Source organism: Sporosarcina sp. P37 (assembly GCF_002109365.1).
Taxonomy (GTDB): Bacteria; Bacillota; Bacilli; order Bacillales_A; family Planococcaceae; genus Sporosarcina.
In genome coordinates this window covers 2,703,401-2,723,400 of the sequence record NZ_CP015349.1, presented here as the reverse complement: position 1 = coordinate 2,723,400, position 20,000 = coordinate 2,703,401, and the positions used below count along the sequence as shown (strand labels likewise).

Genomic DNA, 20,000 nt, shown 5'->3' with positions numbered 1-20,000 from the left:
AGCATTTTTTATACTTGGGGGTAAAGGGGGTATCATCCTTGTCTTTTTAGTAAAGTTGGATTAATTCTTATAAATTCCTTTAGCCCAACCTTTTCATTTCTGATATAGTGCATTTCCTCAAGCTTTTTAAGAACCTCCCTTAATTCTTGCATTTTGTTGAACTTTCTTTTCACTAATTGCTGTAGATCTCTATATAAAATTACGTCCTGTCCTTTAGAGGTATCCAAAATACGTTTTAAAACGTACCTTAAGATATTTTCATTTTCAACGTTACCCATAATTCCAAAAGCTTGCTCAGCATGACTAAGAAAATAATCACGCAAAGCATTTGCTCTTTGTAATGTCTCGTAATTAATAATTAGCGGAATATCCGCTATTTCCTTAGTAATATTATCTGCTATATGAAATAACGCTGCTATTCGTATAATTTGACCAGTTAATTTTCCAATCCATCCCAGATAACCTTCAGATACGTCTTGATTTCTCAACATTAGTTCCCTTTCCTTTTCTAATCGTAGCATATAACTATAAGCTTCATCATCTAGCGTTATTCTTTTCAGTTTATCTAGTGGATTACTGTTTTCTTCGCTGTTTTCGACAATATTGTAACCCAGCATTTTTTGCATATTGGAGTAATAAAGATTACTAACTCGATAATCCAGTTCCTTCGGATCCTCATGTCTGTAACCTAATAAAGACGCTGGCAACGCATACAAAAATCGTTGTGTTAATCCTCGGTTGCTAAAACCAATTGGTAGTTCTTGAATTACTGAAGGTTGTACAAATAGCCCTATAGTTAATCGAGGTTTTTGTAGCACAATAGAAGGTCGATTCAGCCTATCTATTGATGTATAATCTGCTGAGTAAGCTTTTAAGTATATATCGATGTTTGGTTTGTTACTATATCTACCCGCTATCATCTCGAATGCCTCAGCTCCCTCAGAAGATAGTATGGCCATGCGCTCATTATGTTGAAACATTAAATCCGCTATCTTCTCTGGAGTAGAGTCCGAGGTAATATATCGGGGAGCAATTATTTCTTCCTCCTCTGCAAGCTCTTCTGCAATTTTAGTTGCTTCTTCCAGGATTTCTGGGTCCCCTTTTTTTGCATACTGTGCCTCTAGTGTCGCTAAACGACTCTCTTCCATTTTTCGTTTGATTTTACTTTTTAATATGGTTGATTTTGTTCGTTCCATTTCCGTTTTTTCGAAGTCTGAAATTGGCGATATAAAACGGTTAAAAATAGCGCTTTTTCTATTCGCTGAACTGAGTGAAACGACCATATATGTGTTTATCGTCTCTATCCAGCCTTCTTTCGGTGAAACGACGAACTTATCTGCCAATGCTGTTGATAATGCTGCTATACTAGCTAAGGCAGATGCATCGACTGGTGTTTGCGTCTCTTCTGCCACTCCGTAAATATAATCCTTAATCCACTCAGGAAAGACTTCTACTTCAATGGTCGGTAAGACTTGTTTATTGAAAGGAAGAGGGATTTCCCATTCATCTATTTTCTCATTATTGTGTTCTATTAAAGCTACTATGTTATTATTTTGAATCATTTACTACCACGCCGCCTAGCGAGTTCTATTCCGGCTATGCTGTTTATTGTTTTATATAGTTCTTCTTGTGTGAGTGGCGGTCGATTTTGCTGATTCCATAAATTAAGCAACTCGGTGATTAAAAGAGGATCAACATAACGGCGAAATAAATGACCGGATAATATTGCTGCTGCATTGTTTCTTCCTTCTCCCTCTGCAACTCCTCTCGCAAGGTTACTCCAATAGGAAGATGAATGTTTCTTTGTCCTCCTTCCAGATTTATTTTCAATTAGCATTTTGACAAGCCATTTTGGGGCTTCAGTGATCTCAGTTCGTAGTGGATGAGATGACAACTCCCAAATATATCTTCGTTCACTTTTGTGCTGAGAAGGGGGAACAATAATATAACCACCATCCCCCCTAATGTCCAACCCCGGATAAAAATTAACTTTGCTTTCTATTCCCTCTTGATAATTAAAAACATAATGTAATCCCTGGGAACCCGTTATTGATTGAACTGTATTTGGCAAATTTCCGTATTTATTAACTAATTCATCTAAAGTCAAACGACCGTCACATTGCTTAATATCAACGTCTAAAACAAATATATTTGATTCTTTTCCAGTCCTTACTCCGATATTCGCCATCGGGTGTTTAACCCACCATTTTTTAATTTGATCTATACTAGTTGTAGCACTATAAAAACCATTTCGTGGTATCGGGTGTTTTGCTATGTTTGTGCACCCTCCCTTGCCGCAAGAGCATCTGCCATTAACTAGATAATGGACAGGAAATACATGCCATTGGAGTTCATTTGCATATGCAATTGCTGCTTTCAACATTTTACTTGCTTCTGCTGCAGCATTGACTTCATGACCAAGGTAAGGTACATTTGTATTACTAAACATCTAAATTACCTCTTTCCTAACCACCTCATTTCTTAACGACAAGAAACGAGGTTTTTAATTTAGTAAACTTCTTTACCAGAGTTTGTTCCTCCACCGACTAACCATTTTTCAATTGACTCCCTGTGAAACAAAACCTTCCCTCGTACGCGCACGTTTGGGATTTGACCTTCCCGCACCATTGCATAAATTGTATTTAAAGACACCTCATTTCTAAAAAAATCAGATCTTAATTCTTTTACCGTTAGAATAGTTTTTGTCTGTCCCATAATTTTCTCTCCCTAATTTTTTTTGAGGTAAATAAAAAAATACCCCTCTGAAAAAACGACAAATTGTGCCAATGCACAAGTCATTTTCTCAGAGGGGTATTCCCTTTAGATTATATTAATTTTTTAGTTGACATAATCGTACCACCGATTACAATATGAGTCAACATCTTTTCTTTCAGTAACAATCATTATAATCAATTGACTTGGATTTAGAAATATTATAATAACGGGAGGCTAAAGAAAATGTCTATAGTTGAGCGTGGAGAAAATTCTTATCGTTTTACTGTTTATGTAGGTAAAGATGCAAATGGTAAATACAAGAGAGAGACAATGACATACAAAGTTACAGAAAAATTCACACCTAAAAAACTAAAAGAACATTTAGACCATGAATATTTAAAATTTAAACAGCAAGTAATGTCCGGGGAATATATAACCCCCGAGAAAATGAGTTTCGTTGAATTTTCCAAGGATTGGGAGAAAAAATTTGCCAAGATAGAGCTTTCGGAAACTACCTATCAAAACAGGTACTTGGTACTGAAAAATCATATCCTCCCTGTAATTGGACATGTGACTATAGATAAAATAAAACCCATTCTATTAGTGGATCTTTTAGAAAATTTAACGAGAAAGGATGGAAAAGATGGTGAGCTGTCCGTTTCTGCTAAAGAAGATGTTTATAAAGCACTAATGAGTGTTTTTAAGTATGCAAAGCAATGGGGAATCATTAGTATTAATCCAATGGATGGGGTAAGTAAGCCAAAGGCAAATAAGTCAACTAAGAAATCAACTTTAAATATATACGAACTTGATGAAATCGAATTACTATTTAAGGCAGTCGAAAAAGAAGCGTTCCATTGGCGTGTGTTTATTTCCTTAGCTTTAGCTGCTGGTTTACGTAGGGGAGAATTATTGGGCTTAGAATGGTCAAAAGTAGACTTCGAAAATAAGCGTATAGACATCGATACTACAATCGTCAAGGCAGATGGGGCTTTGATTAAAGGTCCCAAGTCAAAGGCCTCAAACAGGCTTGTGGCGATTCCTGAATCGATTATAAAGGAATTAGAGTATTATAAAGATTATTGGATAGCAGAAAAAAATGCTATGGGTTCCAAGTGGATTGAACAAGAAAGATCGTGGCTGTTTTGTAATGAAGATGGAACACATTTTTATCCGGATACTCCTTCAACCTGGTGGAGAAGATTTACGGAACGCAATAAAATTAGACATATAAGATTACATGATTTGAGACACACTTCAGCATCGCTCTTAATAGCCGAAAATGTCCATGCAAAAGTGATAGCTGAGCGATTAGGTCACTCAAAAATAAGTGTAACAATGGATACTTACGGCCATTTATTAAGATCGGCGGATCAAGATGCAGCAGCAAAGTTGAATAATCTATTTTTGCGAAAATAACAAAGAGTTATCTACTATACTCTTTTTAAAAAGAGAAAGGGTTGTTGAATTTGGCAAATCGAAAAAAACGTGTTTTTCAACATATTATGGCAGATGATTCTATAAAGATTATTAGACAAACGTTTCCAAGAGAATGGATAATTCGAGAGTACACTCCTGACTATGGGATTGATCTCAAAGTTGAGATTTTTGAAAGTGTACAGGGAAATAATTATGAAGCATTAGGTGAGTTCTTCTTTGCTCAGGTCAAGTCAGTTAAGAGCATAGAAACCAAGGTAATGCAAGTCAGAAGCAGAACCAACGTAGCACAGTATCCTCTCCACTATACAGGTAGTGAAAAAGTTGAGATTGAAGTTATCAAATTCTCACTTGATACTGATACAATTGTTACAGTTCACTCCATGGGAGCTGCTATCCCTGTCTATTTATTATATGTAGTATTAGATACACAACAAATCTTTTATGTTTGTTTAACTGACTATATTGAAAAAGTACTAATTCCCGAGGATCCAAGTTTTAGGGATAAAGGGGAAAAAGTAATCAATATACCTATTAGTAACGAGATAACATCTGACGCATCAACGATTTTCCCATTGAGATTTAGCGCAATCAGAATGAAATTTTATGCTATGTTTGTTAAATTTAATTACCAACGCAAAGAGATTAATTATAGTATTGAAGGTATGAAGGATATGGAAAACGGGCGTAAAATTGAAAAACTTAACCTGTTTTTCTATCAAATTCAATACTTTCTGAACGATATTATGGACAATGACATTTGGAGATATATTCATAACTGGGGTGCTCTTCAGTTGTGCTTTAATGATTTACATTCATTAAATGAAAAAATATCAATAAACATAAAGATGTTGGCCAACGAGTCTGAAAGTGACAGTATTTATGAGCACAATCCCCCTTTGATCCTCCATGACATAACTGCTTGTTGGGATAGGTTAGTTAACCTTGAGGATATGTATGAAGAAATTGTTAGAGAAAAGAATTTACCAACATTATTTTCTGAAATCATGAAAGACTATGATGCTGAGAGTAGCGTATAACAACAATTTAAAATAAGAAGCCATTTCAATATGGGTTCTTTCAGTCTGTTGACAAAGTAGAAAATTACTTTTCTAGGCACTGGAATTTCTCTTTGAAGGTTGATCTTCGCTTCAGGCGGATGCGTTCCGCAAGGCGTGCGTCAAGCCCCCCACCTTTGCTGACGCTGGGCCTTTCGGGTATTGGCTGTCACGCTGATCCTGCGGAAGTCGCCGCTTTGTTGTGCTGCAATCAACTGGTGTCTAACTTGGCCACTTGTCTACAAGCTCTAAAAACCCATTTTAATACGGGTTCTTTGTCTTAACGATAATATCTAATGTTCAGTTTGAATTTCATTGAAAAGCAAAATTATAGTGTTGACTAGGACGTGCAAAAAATTCTATCTACGATTGGGCGTATTACGTTTTATTGAAGTCAACAATCGCAACTATCTATCACAGATAAAGAAGCGCTTGGCTATTTCAAAATAAACAACTGATCCTCGACCTCAATTATTGACGATTATAATCTTTTGTCTTAATCAATTCTAAACATATTAATTAGCTCATTTAACTTGTTTCCAATATTACTACGAACAAAGGTATTTGAATCAGTTGCAATCATCAATCCGCCAGTATTTATAACTTGTAAGTTACTCAACTTCATTAAGGAAGATCTGAACTCCATCAACTCTTCGTTATCCAAAATCAATTTATCAAGTTCATCCCCTTTCTGTTCATACTCCTCTGGCCTTAACCGTAAAAACAACATAGTAGAATTCACACTTTCTGCATTTTCATCTTCGGGCAAACTCGTTAGAAAGTTATAAGCCTTATTAAAGTACTCAATATCCCAGTCATTCATATTCTGAAGAGCGTGAATAATAATTGAACTTGTATAATCAATCTTTTGAGTAGAAAGCAAAATTTCACCTGCAAAATAACCTAATATTTCTGAGCTTCTTTCAGAAACGGAATTTAGAGCTCCATCTAATATTCCAAAAAATTTTTCCCTGGAATGATCATGACTTAGAAATTCTTTTAGGCTCTCCCTATCTTTGTCATCATATTTTTTTCCTTGTTCGTTTATTTTTTTTGAAAATCCTTTCAAAAATCGTTTCATTTTTCTTTCCTTGTGGTAATTCCAGATATGTTTAGCTACACCTAACATTTTTAAAGGAGTATTATCCATCACTTGTCCAATCGTTTCTAAAGAGTCTTCTGCAAAAGAATCAAGATCGCTTAAAATTTCTTGAAGATTTCTTAATGATAAACTTTTTTCTTTTGACAAATTTATCCTCCCCTAGCCTCTAAATGATTTTTTTATCATTAATTTTCTCACTGTATATGAGAATTCGACTCTTAAAACTCAAAAATTTACTGCCTCTATATACTTTGAATAAAAACTTTTCATAAAATAACAGAGCAACTGTTTAACGCTAATTTCAATACTATACAGGGATAGCAAGGGACATGACTTAAGCCATCTAAGAAATGAAGAGCGTGCGTCTTTGAAGTCGATCGTCTTCCGCTACAATGAGCTTACTGTCCATAAAGTATAATCCCTAAAGAAAATAAAGGAAATGGCCCTTTGATGAATATGGTCTGTTTTACAACATACTATTCCAACATCTACGGTTAACAAGTCTCTATTTAAGATAGCTACAGATATGCAAGCAGCACCGCAACTACGAGGAGATTCAGCGTGTATGGAAAGACTCCACAGCGTTGCAAAGGATGCTTAATGCACCTTCTCCGGGAAGCACCAGACAGAAACGCTGGTCATCGTCGAAAATGATAAAATCCAGATCAAATTATTTACTGTTAACTTTTTTTGATTTATTTACTTTGATTTTTAACACCAATTTAACACCAACCTACAAAAAAAAGACCCCTAGGCATCCGGCCTAATAGGATCTCTTGGCGTTAAAGAACCGTGTTCCGACGGTCTTTAACTGGGTTTGGCACCCAATGACTCCGACTGGGCTCGAACCAGCGACCTCCACCCTGTCAAGGTGGCGCTCTCCCAGCTGAGCTACGGAATCGAAAATACTAGGATGTGCACAATAAGCAGTTACGCTCTCAAGCACAAATACTATAATAGCATCATCTCGCCCTATTGTAAACAAAGAAATTAAAAATCGATAATTTTTCTATTCCGTCAGAAAAATTACCGATTTTTATGGATATACGTTACATTGTTCAGAGGATATTCTCCTTTCAATTACTGCATTGGATTTGCATTTTCTTCCATCGGTTCTTTTTCAAAATATAAAAACTCCTCATGATCCAGCTCATTCATTCTTTCTTTATTGAAGCCATGTGCCAAGTGACCTTCAAAAACAGTTTCCCACCAAGTGTCTTGTGTATTCATTTTATCTCTCTCCTTTTGGTTTGATTGGTTTCTGTACCGATCTGTATATTTTGGCTGTTGTGATTGATTTGCTTATATGTAGTATATACATAACTGACAGTGGCAAAACTGCGCAATTAGTCCAAAAATGATTCATTCTTTTCTAGACCTTTGACTTCTTGACTTTCCTGTAATTCTGTGAAATGAAAATACCTTTTTAGCGATAAAACCAAGTAAATACTAGACTCTTCATCTATTGAAGATGTACAAGCACTCTAGTTCTTTTTTATCAATCAATCTAGTGTTTATGACAGGCAAATTGAAAAACAGAAACTTTGAACAGCCGGACAATAAAAAACGGCTTGCCTGCTCGCAATATTTGAGCAGACATGCCGTTTTTTTTAATTTGAAGCCAGTTTTGGCGGATTGTTTTTTCTGTTCCCCATAAACTGAAATGCAAGTAAGATAACGAATAGCACTAAGCCGATAACGTCGGTCAGGGTTTCCGGGTAAATCAGCATCATTCCCGTGGCAATCGTTACGATTCGCATAATCCAGTTTAATTTACTGTACCAATAACCAATCAATCCTGCGCCAATCGCGATCATCCCGACAATTGCGGTCATGGTGACCCATATAATCTCCGTCACGCTTGAATCCAGCATCAGCATTGCGGGATTGAAAACAAACATATACGGAATGATAAAGGCCGCAATCGCAAGTTTTGCAGAAGTAACACCGGTCTTAATTGGATCTCCGCCTGAAATACCCGAGGCTGCAAAAGCGGCCAGCGCAACAGGCGGCGTGATATCTGCGATAATACCGAAATAGAAAACAAATAAGTGTGCAGATACTGCCACTACAATCGGCACAGCTGCACCTGCCGGCTCACCCAGCATCAGCAGCGTAATAATGGCTGGCGCTGCGATTGTAGAAGTGATCACGTAGTTTGCAGTCGTTGGAGAACCCATCCCCAAAACGATTGCTGCAAACATCGTGAAAATCAGTGTCAGTAAAATATTACCGCCTGCTGCTGAGATCAGACCTGTTGCCAAACTTAGCCCGAGTCCGGTTTTCACTACCACACCAACAATGATACCTGCACAGGCCGTCGCTGCCGCAACAGCCAATGCTGTCCGCGCACCGTCAACCAGCGCATCGATCATATCACGAAGACCGATTCTTGTTTCTTTACTGATCGCACTCACTACAATCGTCAGTACAATACCGAGCAGTGCGGCTTTCATCGTTGGAATGCCCGCTAATAAGAACACGATAATTCCTGCAATCGGCAGCAGTAAATAAATCTTTTTCAGCGTCTCTTTACGGTTCGGAATTTGTGATGCATCCATCCCCTGCAAGCCTACGCGCTTTGCTTCAAAATGGGTCATAATCCAAATTCCCGTGAAGTACAGCAGCGCAGGAATAGCCGCAGCTTTGGCTATTTCCCAATACGTTACCCCGCCAATGAACTCAACCATCAGAAACGCAGCCGCGCCCATAATCGGCGGCATAATCTGCCCGCCTGTAGAAGCTGCTGCCTCCACTCCGCCAGCGAACTCTTTACGATAACCCAGTTTTTTCATCATCGGAATCGTATATGAACCCGAACCTACTACGTTAGCGACAGAGCTTCCAGAAATCGTACCTTGCAGCGCACTTGAGAAAATAGCAACTTTCGCCGGTCCGCCGGTTAAACGGCCTGCAAGTACTACTGCCAGGTCATTAAAATAGGTGCCGACGCCCGTTTTTACCAAAAATGCTCCAAACAGCAGGAAGACGAATATGAAGGTGGCCGATACGCTGATCGGTGTACCGAGAATCCCGTCTGTCGTAAAGAACATTAATTGAACGAGATTTTCCACACTTTGCCCGCGGTGTGCGAGGAATCCGGGAAAATACGGTCCAAAGAACGCATAAACCAAGAACACGATTGAAATAATTGTAATTGGCAGTCCCACCGCACGTCTCGCCGCTTCAAGCGTTAACAGAACAGCTAAGATACCAATCACTAAATCAATATCAGATACACGTCCCACACGAAATACCAGTTCATCAATGAACAGCGGCCAATACAAACCGACCGCTACTGCCAATAACGATAAAATAATATCGTAAAACGGCACCTTGTCGCGGCGCACACCAATTTTCTTTCTGGCAGGAAACAGTAAAAAAATGAGCGATAAGGCAAACCCTAAGTGAATGGAACGTTGGATTTGCGCTGTAAACGGTTTACCAATCGCAGTGTATAATTGGAAAATAGAAAATGCCAGTAAGCCAAAAAACACAATTTTACTGAGCAGACCCTTCAAGTCCCGCGTATTGGATTCAGGGTCGTATTTTTGAAGAATTTCGAGTTGCTCTTGTTCTGAAAGCGTACCCATTTCTTCATCTGAGATGGGGGAATTATTTTTTTCCCGTTCTTTGTTAGTTTCCATCTACTCTAGCTCCTTTCAACAACTCATAATTTGATACCTTGGCCACATAAAATTCATAGGAATGACCTTTTTGAAGAAATTCTTTCAGATGATAATCTTTTTGCTGATATCGCAAAGACAGATCGGCATTTACTCTTCCTACATAAAGAACAAACGAGTCAATCACGCGGTTTTCGAATGTAAGCGTATAAACACCATCTTCCACTTGCAGCGTTTCGCCCTCTTCTGCGTAACCCGGCAATCCGATAGCTACGTCTTCATACTGCATACATTCGAAACGGAGCTTTTCATTTTCAGTAATGAGATATTGTTCCTTCACATTGGATAAGTGTATCGAATGAATATAGTTAATTTGAAAATGCCGGTCTTCACGCAATGGAAGGTAATATACTTCGTGCTGTTCGCTCCGAACTTCCTCAAGTACGATTATTTGCCTGTATGGATAAAACAATGCGATCAGCAACACAATTCCTGTCAGAACAATCGGCAGCAGAACGAATCTACGTAATTTCATCCGCTTATCCCTTTCTGTTACTCTCTCATCAGTAGTCGTAATAGTATATGAATTGCGCCAATTTCACGCAAAAATCAAGAACGGGACGGCCAAAGCTTTCGCTTCACCGTCCCCTCTGATCATGTCAAAAAAAACATTCTTGCCAATTAGTTTACTTCATCAAAGTATTTCTGCGCACCCGGGTGAACAGGAATACCAATACCGTTCAAGCCGCTCTCCGCTTTAATCAAAGCGCCTTTAGCATGCTGGATTTTTGAAGCATTTTCATAAATTGCTTTTGTAATCTGGTAACCAAGCTCTTCAGAAATATCATTTTGCATAACGAGCATTGCACCTACTGATACCGCAGGAGTATCCTCCTTAGAACCATATGTTCCGGCAGGGATGATTTCTTTTGCATAGTATGGATATTTCTCGATTAATTCGTCAGCTTTTTCATCTTCAACCGGAACAATGAATACTTCCGCAACAGCGTTCAGACCTTCAACAGCACCTGTTGGAGTTCCAGCTGTAATGAATGCAGCGTCGATTTGTCCAGCCTGAAGACTTTCTTGTGATTCACCAAAATCCAAGTTTTGCGGTTTGATATCGCTCATAGATAAACCGTGGATTTCAAGCAGTTGCTCAGCATTTGCATATGTTCCAGAACCTGGTGCGCCTACTGATACACTTTTGCCTTTCAAGTCTTCAAACGTTTTAATTTTGTTTTTCTTCAATGTAACCAATTGAACTGTTTCCGGGTAAAGTGAACCGACTGCAGATACTTCGTCAATTACTTCTCCGTCAAACATCATTTCACCTTTCGATGCGTAATAAGCGATGTCTGTTTGCACGAATGCGATATGAGCGTCTCCATCTTTAAGTGCCGTCATGTTCGCAGCAGATGCCTGAGATACCTCAGCAGTTGTTTTAATGCCAGTTTCCTGGGTGATGAATTCAGCAAATGAACCGCCTAATGGATAATAAGTTCCTTGTGTTCCCCCAGTCAGCAAGCTCAAAAACTTGTAGTCTTGCTCTGTCTTGCCTTCGTCTTTGTTTCCGTCTGCAGCTTTATCTCCGTCTGCTTTTTCATCGTTACCGCAAGCTGCGAGTACAAGAAGTGCAAGCATGGAAATCAGCGCCAACAGGCGAAGTGAGTTTTTCTTCATGTGACAATCTCCCCTTTTCTATTTGTAGTCATACACATTTTCATTCTACCATGAAAGCGCTTTACCTTGTCAATATTTTATGATCATTTTGTTCTAGTTGATAAATTAGGAGATTAGGAGAGGATGGCAGGCAGCAATGGGCTGAGGTATGATCTATTATTTTATTGCCCAGCGGCGCTTTTTGGATAGCGAGGGGAATTAGGGGTAAGTCTTTTTTAATGGGGTGTTGGGGCGTTGCTCGACTGATTGTTGGGGATTGAAGTTAGAAGGTGTCCGTTTTTAGGACCCGCGCCGGCACGTGGGGGATTGCCTTTCGTCATGAGCCAGCTGGCGATAGTGCGCGCCAACTGTCTCATGACTTCGGCCGACCCCGCAGTTGTGCCTGCGCTGCTGTGTGGAAGCTATTCATGTACTCTTTTAAAAGAGAAGAAGTGCAGTACGCAGCCGTCCGCAAGCGCCCGAGTGAGTTCAATGCTGTTTTGGCTCTAGTGTTGGGATCGTTGCTCGACTCGTTATTGGATGTTGAAGTTAGCAAGTGCCAGTTTTTAGGACCCGCGCCGGCACGTGGGGGATTGCCTTTCGTCATGAGCCAGCTGGCGGTAGTTCGTGCCAGTTGTCTCATGACTTCGGCCGACCCCGCAGTTGTGCCAGCGCTGCTGAGTGGAAGCAAGTCAGGTTGTTGTTTAAAAGAGATGAAGTGCAGTGACTCGCTGCCGACGGGGGTATGCTTAGGCAAATGAAGTGTCATACTTGCTTCCTCCTAACTAAACGGAGGCGCCTTACAAGCGGTCGGCGAAGTGATGAGACTGACAGGCGGTCTTCCTGTCTGGCTCATTGCGTAGCCATCCGCCAGCGCCGCAGTGGCTTCAATGACGTTCCCCTTCTCTTCTCACAAGACGGCAGACTATGTGATCCAGTTGTTAAGTACAATGCAGAACACTGTCGGCACTGTGCTTAACATTTACGTTTACTTTTCCTAAACCAGAAGCCACAGTGACTCCCCCTAACTGAACGAAGGCGCCTTACAAGCGGTCGGCGGAGTGATGAGACTGACAGGCGTTTTTCCTGTCTGGCTCATTGCGTAGCCATCCGCCAGCGCCGCAGTGAGTCCAAAACCGTTTCGCTTCTATTTTTATAATGATGTCAACTTGTGGAAACCAGTTAGGATGCAAAAGAGCTGAACGCGGTCTGCCCTGCAATTCTCTATCTCATTTCAAAAACCAGAAGCCAATGTGACTATCCCTCACTGAACGGAGGCGCCTTACAAGCAGTAGGCGTAGTGACGAGACTGACAGGCGATTTTCCTGTCTGGCTCATTGCGGAAGCCATCCGCCAGTGCCGCAGTGGCTTCAATGACGTTACCTTCTCTCTTCACGATGACGGCAACCCGCGTAATCCAGTCATGATTCACAAGGGCTGAACGCCCTCTGTTTAGCACTTCCCTGTTCCCCTTGCAAAAAAGCGGCCGCATTGGGTTCATAGACGGATGCACCGGACATAAAAAAGACTGCCGCTAGTTATGATCTAGGGCAGTCCCGCTTCGTTCATCAGCTCTTACCATTTTGCACATCTTCAAACGTCAGGCCCGCCTCTTGCAAATCGCGCGTTCTGTGGGCAATTCTGGACGCTGCACACGCCGCGACACTCGCTACGAGATCATCAAGGAACGTGTGGATCCCGATTCCCTTTTTCGTATCCAGGTCGTTAATAATGCCAATTTTGTTCTTATCCAAGTGACCGAACGTCGTAACCGCAATCGAGCCATATGTGTACACTGCGCCTAATGCGATCGTTTCATCCACTCCGAATAACCCCTCGTCCGATTCGACAATTTGCTGAAGCGGTGCTGACAGCTGGCCTCTTTCTGCGATTTCATCCAATTCCACTCCGACTAAAATTGCGTGCTGCAGTTCGCGTTTGCGCAGTACGCTTTCTACTGAATCCACACATTGTTCAAGTGACAGCCCCTTATTATAAGGAACTTGCATTTCATAAACGATTTTTGCAATATCTTCAATTTTAACCCCTCGGCGCAACAGCGCATCTTTTGTTGCAGCTGTTACCACATCTGAATGAACAATTTTTTTACCTGCTACCATATTATTTCTCCTCTCTCTTCATATCCAATAGTCTTCACTGGCTTTACACTGTTAATTATCGGTATGATAATTATTAAGTGTACATTAATTATGGAGGTCCTACAAAATGAATCCAGGAAAAATCGAAGAAATCCGTTTTTACAGCAAAGAGTTACAGGAGGAAATGGAGCTGCTGATTTACTTGCCCTCCAGCTACTCTCCTTTATACAAACATAACGTCATGCTCGTTTCCGACGGCAAGGATTATTTCCAGCTTGGCCGAATCGGCAGGGTTGCCGATGAATTAATGGAAGAGGAAATCATTGAACCGGTGATTATCGTAGGAATTCCATACAAAACTGTAAAGGAACGCCGGCGCATGTATCATCCCGAAGGCGACCGCCATCAAGCGTATATCCGCTTTTTAGCACATGAGTTAATCCAGTATATTGATGAAACCTATCCAACATACCAAATGGGTGCTTCACGAACCCTGATTGGTGACTCTTTGGCTGCGTCAATTTCATTATTAACAGCATTAAAATATCCAAATTGCTTTGGAAATGTTGTTCTGCATTCTCCGTTCGTCAACGAACATGTGCTTGAATCTGTTCGTGCCAATCAAAATCCTGCCGCGCTGTCTATTTATCATGTCATCGGGAAAGAAGAAACATACGTCCCGACGACTTCTGACGGCAGACTTGATTTTCTGACTCCTAACCGTGAACTGCACAAAGTCATTAAAGAAAAAGGATTCCCTTTCTTCTATGAAGAACTTGACGGCGACCATACATGGAAGTCCTGGCAGCCGGATATCCGCCGGGCACTGATTGAAATTAATAGCCTTTAGTAATAGAAGAGGACAAACGTGGCTGTTTTCTGATATACTTGAGTAGATGCACAGTAAATTCAATCAATTCACAAGGAGGCAATCTTAAATGAAATACGGTATTGTTGCATTCCCTTCAAAAAAACTTCAGGATTTGGCAAATGGCTATCGCATGAGATATGATCCGCATTATGCGCTGATCACTCCGCACATGACGCTGAAAGATCCTTTCGAAGCGAATGATAAGGAAATTGAGGAAGTAGCAAAAGCGTTAAGAGAAATTACGATCAAGAACAGCCCTTTTGAGTTGAAAGTTACAAAAGTCGGCTCATTCGCGCCGACTACGAATACGATTTACTTTAAAGTTGTGCCAAATGATGAAATTCTTGCTTTACACAAAGATTTAAATGCCGATTTTTACCATGATTCTACTAACTATTCATTTGTACCGCATGTGACGATTGCACAGAAACTGACTTCCATTGAGCATGATGATGTGATCAACCAAATGAAAATGGTTGGCGTTGATCATTCTGAGATCATCGACCGTATCCATTTACTATATCAGCTAGAGGATGGATCGTGGACAGTTTACGAAACATTCCGTCTTGACCGGGAGTCCTGATTTGCAGATCACAGTGAAGATTGTATCAGATGAAAAGGGACGGCAGGATGCCTACACTGTCCGCAAGAAAGTATTTGTGGAAGAGCAGGGCGTCCCACTGGTTCTGGAATTGGATGAATACGATCAGGACGCCATCCACTTCGTCGTATACGATGAAGATCATCAGCCGATCGGTGCGGGCCGCATGAGAGGGCTCGTTAATGCCCATGCAAAAATCGAAAGAATTTGTATTTTGCAGGAGCACCGCGGGAAACATCTGGGCAGTTTGATTATGAATACGTTAGAAGATCATGCCAAAAAGAATTCGATGAAGAAACTTATTTTGAATGCGCAATCCTACGCTGTGCCTTTTTATGAGAAACTGGGCTACGTCGTCACATCGCCCGAGTTCATGGATGCGGATATTCCGCACCGTGCGATGGAAAAGGTGTTACCGGCGGATTGTCACATTAAATAAAATATCCCTGACAACTGATGATCAGCTGTCAGGGATATTTTTTAGATTTGTCATACATAAGCGTTAATTGCCTGGCCTTTACCTACGACGTTTGCAATTTCAGGTGAGAGCTGTGCCGGATTCGGAGCGATAAATCCTTTTTTTACTAAAGGTTGAGGTGCACGTTTCTTCTGTTGCTGCAGTTGCTCCTCACGACGTCTGTCTTCCTCTTCCAAGACTTCTTCCCAGTAGCTTGATTCCTCATTATTCAGACGTACAGGATGTACACGGCCAATGTAAGCAAAGTTATGACGGTCATTATTCATGCGCTCTGCATATTGCTGCGCCTGATAATTTTGAATCGGTAATATATATCCCATGATGTGCACCTCCTTTTATATTTCTTCACTTTTACTATATCCACTCTATAACACAATTAAACCTCATTTAGAAAATTATTTTAATTGCCGCCAAGTAATTTGGTAATGTCATTCAGATTTAGTCCTTTGCCGCTTTGAAGGATAGAGTTGACCAATTCATCTTCCATCGGCTGCGGAACATCTTTCTTTGCCACCTGGCTGACTTTCTGAATAATTTTCCTGACTTGTTTTTCATCTTTAAAATCGGCAAACTGAATAGCATTTGCTAATGCAAAGACTTCTTCCATTGGGACACCTGTTTTGGATTCTATTTTTCGAAAGAATGAATCATTCATATTAGGCTCTCCTCCTTAGAAATAGCTTCTGCCTACAATAATGAGTAGGATAAACAGAACTACGATCAAGACGAATGAAGAACCGCAATATCTTCCACCATATCCCCCGCCGTATCCAAAACCACCTTGACCGTAAGATGGATAACATCCGTACATAAAAACCCCTCCTTCCTTTCTTCTCTACTATATGCAAAGAAGAACGAAATGGAGAGGGCGATTGAATCGTTTAGACATTTCCTTTTGAAGTAAACAACAAAGCGCCGATTAATCCAAAAATAATAGCGGCGCTGATTCCTGAGCTCGTCACTTCGAACATACCTGTGACAACACCAATCAAGCCGTGCTTTTCCGCTTCCGCCAATGCACCGTGTGTCAATGCGTTGCCAAAGGAAGTGATGGGAACCGTTGCCCCGGCACCAGCAAAATCAATCAGCGGTTCATACCATCCGATGCCGTCCAGGACAGATCCCGCCACGACCAGCGAACACAATGTATGCGCAGGCGTCAGTTTGGCTACGTCCATCAATAATTGACCAATAACACAAATCAGGCCGCCTACTATAAATGATGTAATATAAATTGAAATCATTCTGGTGTCACCTCATCCATCGTCAGTTCAACCGCGTGGGCAATACACGGAATCGTATCGCCTTGCTGAAACGACAAAGGAGACAGCAGTGCGCCTGTCGCAAGTAAAAGCACACGCTTATATTCCCCAGTCATCAGCTTTTGGTATACGTCAGAAAAGAATACGGCCGCAGAACAACCCGAACCGCTGGCCCCCGCATTAAAGGAAGGATCTTTCCCGTAAAATTCTTCCCCGGCATCCCTGAAGTTCTTCGTATGCGGCAGTCCATTTTCATTGGCCAGCGCTTTAAAAATAGTAAAACCATTGCTGCCTAAATCACCGGTAATAATCGTATCGTAGTCATCAACCGTCATACCGTGTCCCGATAAATGATTCATCAGTGTTTCACTGGCTGCCGGCGCCATCGCCGATCCCATATTCAATGGGTCCGTCATCCCCATATCTACCACTTTACCGACTGTCGCGCATCGAATTACCGGGGTCCCCGGTTTATGCTTTCCAACCAGCACAGCGCCGGCCGCAGTCACTGTCCATTGCGACGCTGCGCCCTTTTGCGAACCATACTCAATCGGATAGCGGAACTGCCGCTCAATTGCGTTATGCTGACTTGAAGAACCTGCAACAATCCAGTCCGCTTGTTTTGCCTCTGCCAGCAAAGCGGCTGTTATTATAGAAGATACAGAGGTTGCACAGGCTGAAAATAAACCAATGTACGGTATCGCGAGCGCCTGCGCAGTAAAATTTGACGGTGTCATCTGGTTCACCAAATCGCCGGTCAGAAAGAAATCGATTTTGTCCGGCTGCTTTTTGGATTTACTCAGTGCAATGAGTACGGCATCATACATTAACTGCTGATGGCCGTCTTCATTTGTAGGCAGATCACAACGTTCGTCATCATATGTTTTATCAAATTGCTGCGCAAACACACTTTTCTTTTTTTCCAGCGGCCCCGCTGTAACGCCTGTCGCATGAATACTCGGCATGGAATGGAATGTTAAAATGCCCTGTTTCACCATGAGACGACACCAAATTTCACTAGAATCGTTTTAATCAGTGCCACAACGAAAGCTGAAAATACGCCGAATAAAATGACCGAACCTGCCAGCTTAAACATATTGCCGCCCACACCGAGCACATAGCCTTCTGACTTGTGTTCGATGGCTGATGACACGACCGCATTGCCAAAACCGGTAATCGGGACCGCTGCGCCCGCACCGCCAAATTGCGCAATTTTCTTGTACAAACCAAATCCTGTCAGGAGCATGGCAATGAAAATCATCGTGGCGACTGTCGGGTTACTTGCCGTACGCTCTGTAAAATCAAAATAGGTTATATAGAAGAGCGCGATAAATTGTCCGATTAAACAAATGAATCCGCCCGTAAGAAAGGCTTTAATTACATTTTTCATAACAGGAGGTTTAGGTGATAACTCTTTCTCTATCTGGGCATACTTTTCTTGTTGCATCACGTTTGCTCCTTTTCAATGGATTTTATTTTATCGATTTTTTTCCGGAAATGTTTCTGCTCCTTTTTATTCATTAATTTATTGGTTTCCAGCAGCACTTTACTGTCGGCAGAAACAGTGACTTTCATATCTGGATAATCCTTTTTCAATTTCTTTTTAATATCCGAAGCGACAGTCTTCTTTTGAAATCGGGAAAACGTATTCACGCGAATTCCTGCCAGCAATTCATCTTCATATAGAAGAACTTTCGCCAATTTCACATGTTCATTGCCTTCCAGCACTTTCTTCAGTGCCGCTTCATCATGAGCAGTGGTATTTTCAATATAAATTCCTTTTTCATTGCAGCCTGCCAAAAAGCACAGCAATATCAGTAGAATACTTAACCTTTTCACAATCGACGCCTCCCTTCCTGCTAGGATGGATCTTTCATGCGGGATTTATGCATATTGAGTAAAACGCCCTGTCACTGGAATTCAGCCTGCATAAGGTATAGAGAACGATAAACAGGAGGTGGACAGTAGTGGGTTGTGAAAAGAGAGACAGTCACCATGGTGGCTGTCATAAGTCAAATTGTATTTGTGAAGTGGTGCGGTTTATTCAACGCGTCCAAAATACAAGTCCAGAAGTGGACTGTGTAGAATGTGATACCGATTGTTTCATGGCGCCATTGGGCAGTTTAGTCAGCCCGGTCAGAGGCCGCGTCAATACACGCGTATTCAGCCTTCTGACGGAAAATGGAGATTATTTTAAAGCGGTCTTCCGGGGCGGAAGCAAGTATAAACCGCATCCGAAAATGATGGCTGATGACACAATGAACAGCAAAAAACCTTCATGCCATCACACAAGTTGCGTTTCCGTATTCTTCCGCGTGCAGAAAGTCTTTGATTCTTGCTGCGCAACGCTTCAAGTATTACAGCCTTTATATAACGGGCAACCGTTTGATATTATGAAGGACGGAAAGATTTGCTATGAAAAAATCTGTAAAGTGAATGGTTTTGGACCTACGAATACTTGTTTAACAGTCGATTTAAACTGTTTCTGCGGTATTCAGTGTGTCGATGATGTCTTCATCGATTTCTGCGATGAGGGCTGATTCAAAGGCTTGCAATGCGAAGAGGCGAACCCTGATCATCGGGGTTCGCTTTTTATATTCTGCCCACTTACATGAAATTGTAGACAACGGAAAAGGCGAACCTTTGCGCAGGTCCGCCTGATAAGCCGTTAATTAATAAATAGAAAATGATTGCTGTTTCCAACGGATATCCAAAATGTCCTTGATGGGAACCGAGGTCAAATTACCGTCAGATTGGACCCACACGGTTTCGTTCTCCAGATTGTGAAGCTTACCTTTGACCGAACCGCTTTCGGTAATCATTTCTAGCGGCTGGTACAGTTCTTTGCGAAGCGGATGATGCAAGTACTCCAGCTTATTTTTGATCTCTGGATTGTGGAGTGCTTCTTCCGGTTCCGGTATGGCTGGCGATTCCGGTACGGCTGGCAGTTCCGTCCGCTCGGCACCGCGTGAATGTTCCAATTCGAAAATAGACGTGCTTTCCTCTTCCAGAACATGCGTATATCGGTATTTCCTGATCACGGGGCTTGAAATAAACATCAGCGGTTTTTCATGACGCATCTTGATCAC

The 20,000-nt window shown here is 41.3% G+C and carries 24 protein-coding genes and 1 tRNA gene; 6 read left to right on the top strand and 19 right to left on the bottom strand.

What is annotated here, in order from left to right:
* Positions 1-32 precede the first annotated feature (32 nt).
* From SporoP37_RS13635 to SporoP37_RS13625, 3 genes are read right to left on the bottom strand one after another with little or no spacing between them, the layout of a single operon-like run.
* A complete protein-coding gene (locus tag SporoP37_RS13635) occupies positions 33-1,562 on the bottom strand; it encodes a YfjI family protein (RefSeq protein WP_085431250.1) in 1,530 nt (509 codons plus the stop codon).
* Positions 1,559-2,449, bottom strand: coding sequence for a bifunctional DNA primase/polymerase (locus SporoP37_RS13630; protein WP_085431249.1), 891 nt, complete (start codon positions 2,447-2,449; stop codon positions 1,559-1,561). The genes SporoP37_RS13635 and SporoP37_RS13630 overlap by 4 nt, the downstream gene beginning before the upstream one ends.
* 59 nt (positions 2,450-2,508) lie before the next feature.
* Positions 2,509-2,715 carry a helix-turn-helix domain-containing protein gene (locus SporoP37_RS13625; RefSeq protein ID WP_085431248.1) on the bottom strand — a complete coding sequence of 69 codons (207 nt, stop codon included), beginning with the start codon at positions 2,713-2,715 and terminating at the stop codon, positions 2,509-2,511.
* Between the two features lie 243 nt (positions 2,716-2,958).
* On the opposite strand from SporoP37_RS13625, the gene SporoP37_RS13620 reads away from it, so the two are divergent.
* Positions 2,959-4,134 (top strand): tyrosine-type recombinase/integrase, encoded by a 1,176-nt coding sequence (locus tag SporoP37_RS13620; protein ID WP_085431247.1) that lies wholly within the window; start codon positions 2,959-2,961, stop codon positions 4,132-4,134.
* A gap of 50 nt (positions 4,135-4,184) precedes the next feature.
* Positions 4,185-5,192, top strand: coding sequence for a DUF4365 domain-containing protein (locus SporoP37_RS13615; protein ID WP_143565483.1), 1,008 nt, complete (start codon positions 4,185-4,187; stop codon positions 5,190-5,192).
* Positions 5,193-5,706: 514 nt separating this feature from the next.
* Here SporoP37_RS13615 and SporoP37_RS13610 read toward each other — a convergent pair.
* The 8 genes from SporoP37_RS13610 to SporoP37_RS13580 form a co-directional block, all read right to left on the bottom strand.
* Positions 5,707-6,459 (bottom strand): hypothetical protein, encoded by a 753-nt coding sequence (locus SporoP37_RS13610; RefSeq protein WP_085431245.1) that lies wholly within the window; start codon positions 6,457-6,459, stop codon positions 5,707-5,709.
* Positions 6,460-7,140: 681 nt separating this feature from the next.
* Positions 7,141-7,213: transfer RNA gene (locus SporoP37_RS13605), tRNA-Val, on the bottom strand.
* 179 nt (positions 7,214-7,392) lie between these two features.
* Positions 7,393-7,542 carry a hypothetical protein gene (locus tag SporoP37_RS17330; RefSeq protein ID WP_198160030.1) on the bottom strand — a complete coding sequence of 50 codons (150 nt, stop codon included), beginning with the start codon at positions 7,540-7,542 and terminating at the stop codon, positions 7,393-7,395.
* 380 nt (positions 7,543-7,922) lie between these two features.
* Positions 7,923-9,959, bottom strand: coding sequence for a TRAP transporter permease (locus tag SporoP37_RS13600; protein ID WP_081244200.1), 2,037 nt, complete (start codon positions 9,957-9,959; stop codon positions 7,923-7,925).
* Positions 9,949-10,473: a DUF1850 domain-containing protein gene (locus SporoP37_RS13595; RefSeq protein WP_085431244.1), complete on the bottom strand. Its 525-nt coding sequence runs from the start codon at positions 10,471-10,473 to the stop codon at positions 9,949-9,951. The genes SporoP37_RS13600 and SporoP37_RS13595 overlap by 11 nt, the downstream gene beginning before the upstream one ends.
* Before the next feature lie 146 nt (positions 10,474-10,619).
* Positions 10,620-11,621, bottom strand: coding sequence for a TAXI family TRAP transporter solute-binding subunit (locus SporoP37_RS13590; protein ID WP_081244198.1), 1,002 nt, complete (start codon positions 11,619-11,621; stop codon positions 10,620-10,622).
* A 1,261-nt stretch (positions 11,622-12,882) separates the two neighbouring features.
* Positions 12,883-13,059: a hypothetical protein gene (locus SporoP37_RS17105; RefSeq protein WP_155961374.1), complete on the bottom strand. Its 177-nt coding sequence runs from the start codon at positions 13,057-13,059 to the stop codon at positions 12,883-12,885.
* 109 nt (positions 13,060-13,168) lie between these two features.
* On the bottom strand, positions 13,169-13,720 hold the full coding sequence (locus tag SporoP37_RS13580; protein WP_081244197.1) for a phosphatidylglycerophosphatase A family protein: 552 nt from the start codon (positions 13,718-13,720) through the stop codon (positions 13,169-13,171).
* 106 nt (positions 13,721-13,826) lie between these two features.
* Here SporoP37_RS13580 and SporoP37_RS13575 point away from each other — a divergent pair, with 106 nt between their 5' ends.
* From SporoP37_RS13575 to SporoP37_RS13565, 3 genes are all read left to right on the top strand, one after another.
* Positions 13,827-14,549: an alpha/beta hydrolase gene (locus SporoP37_RS13575; RefSeq protein ID WP_085431242.1), complete on the top strand. Its 723-nt coding sequence runs from the start codon at positions 13,827-13,829 to the stop codon at positions 14,547-14,549.
* Between the two features lie 88 nt (positions 14,550-14,637).
* Positions 14,638-15,153: a YjcG family protein gene (locus tag SporoP37_RS13570; protein WP_081244195.1), complete on the top strand. Its 516-nt coding sequence runs from the start codon at positions 14,638-14,640 to the stop codon at positions 15,151-15,153.
* 7 nt (positions 15,154-15,160) lie between these two features.
* Positions 15,161-15,610, top strand: coding sequence for a GNAT family N-acetyltransferase (locus tag SporoP37_RS13565; protein WP_233190059.1), 450 nt, complete (start codon positions 15,161-15,163; stop codon positions 15,608-15,610).
* A 50-nt stretch (positions 15,611-15,660) separates the two neighbouring features.
* Here SporoP37_RS13565 and SporoP37_RS13560 read toward each other — a convergent pair whose 3' ends face one another.
* The 7 genes from SporoP37_RS13560 to SporoP37_RS13530 all read right to left on the bottom strand — a co-directional run bounded on the left by SporoP37_RS13560 (position 15,661) and on the right by SporoP37_RS13530 (position 18,750).
* Positions 15,661-15,969, bottom strand: coding sequence for a hypothetical protein (locus tag SporoP37_RS13560; RefSeq protein WP_085431241.1), 309 nt, complete (start codon positions 15,967-15,969; stop codon positions 15,661-15,663).
* An 80-nt stretch (positions 15,970-16,049) separates the two neighbouring features.
* Positions 16,050-16,304 (bottom strand): stage VI sporulation protein F, encoded by a 255-nt coding sequence (locus SporoP37_RS13555; RefSeq protein WP_085431240.1) that lies wholly within the window; start codon positions 16,302-16,304, stop codon positions 16,050-16,052.
* Between the two features lie 15 nt (positions 16,305-16,319).
* A complete protein-coding gene (locus SporoP37_RS17760) occupies positions 16,320-16,373 on the bottom strand; it encodes a YjcZ family sporulation protein (protein ID WP_231293356.1) in 54 nt (17 codons plus the stop codon).
* A 157-nt stretch (positions 16,374-16,530) separates the two neighbouring features.
* The gene (gene spoVAE, locus SporoP37_RS13545; RefSeq protein ID WP_081244190.1) at positions 16,531-16,893 is read right to left on the bottom strand and encodes a stage V sporulation protein AE; all 363 of its coding nucleotides are present in this window, start codon (positions 16,891-16,893) and stop codon (positions 16,531-16,533) included.
* Entirely contained in the window at positions 16,890-17,909 is a 1,020-nt protein-coding gene (locus tag SporoP37_RS13540) for a beta-ketoacyl-[acyl-carrier-protein] synthase family protein (protein WP_085431239.1), read from the bottom strand. The genes spoVAE and SporoP37_RS13540 overlap by 4 nt, the downstream gene beginning before the upstream one ends.
* The gene (gene spoVAC / locus SporoP37_RS13535) at positions 17,903-18,358 is read right to left on the bottom strand and encodes a stage V sporulation protein AC (protein WP_081244188.1); all 456 of its coding nucleotides are present in this window, start codon (positions 18,356-18,358) and stop codon (positions 17,903-17,905) included. Before spoVAC ends, SporoP37_RS13540 begins: the two co-directional genes overlap by 7 nt.
* Positions 18,358-18,750 (bottom strand): hypothetical protein, encoded by a 393-nt coding sequence (locus SporoP37_RS13530; RefSeq protein ID WP_085431238.1) that lies wholly within the window; start codon positions 18,748-18,750, stop codon positions 18,358-18,360. Before SporoP37_RS13530 ends, spoVAC begins: the two co-directional genes overlap by 1 nt.
* A 128-nt stretch (positions 18,751-18,878) precedes the next feature.
* Here SporoP37_RS13530 and SporoP37_RS13525 point away from each other — a divergent pair, with 128 nt between their 5' ends.
* Positions 18,879-19,451, top strand: coding sequence for a CotY/CotZ family spore coat protein (locus SporoP37_RS13525; protein WP_081244186.1), 573 nt, complete (start codon positions 18,879-18,881; stop codon positions 19,449-19,451).
* Positions 19,452-19,583: 132 nt separating this feature from the next.
* On the opposite strand, the gene SporoP37_RS13520 is transcribed toward SporoP37_RS13525, so the two are convergent.
* Entirely contained in the window at positions 19,584-19,991 is a 408-nt protein-coding gene (locus SporoP37_RS13520) for a hypothetical protein (RefSeq protein WP_085431237.1), read from the bottom strand.
* Between the last annotated feature and the right edge of the window lie 9 nt (positions 19,992-20,000).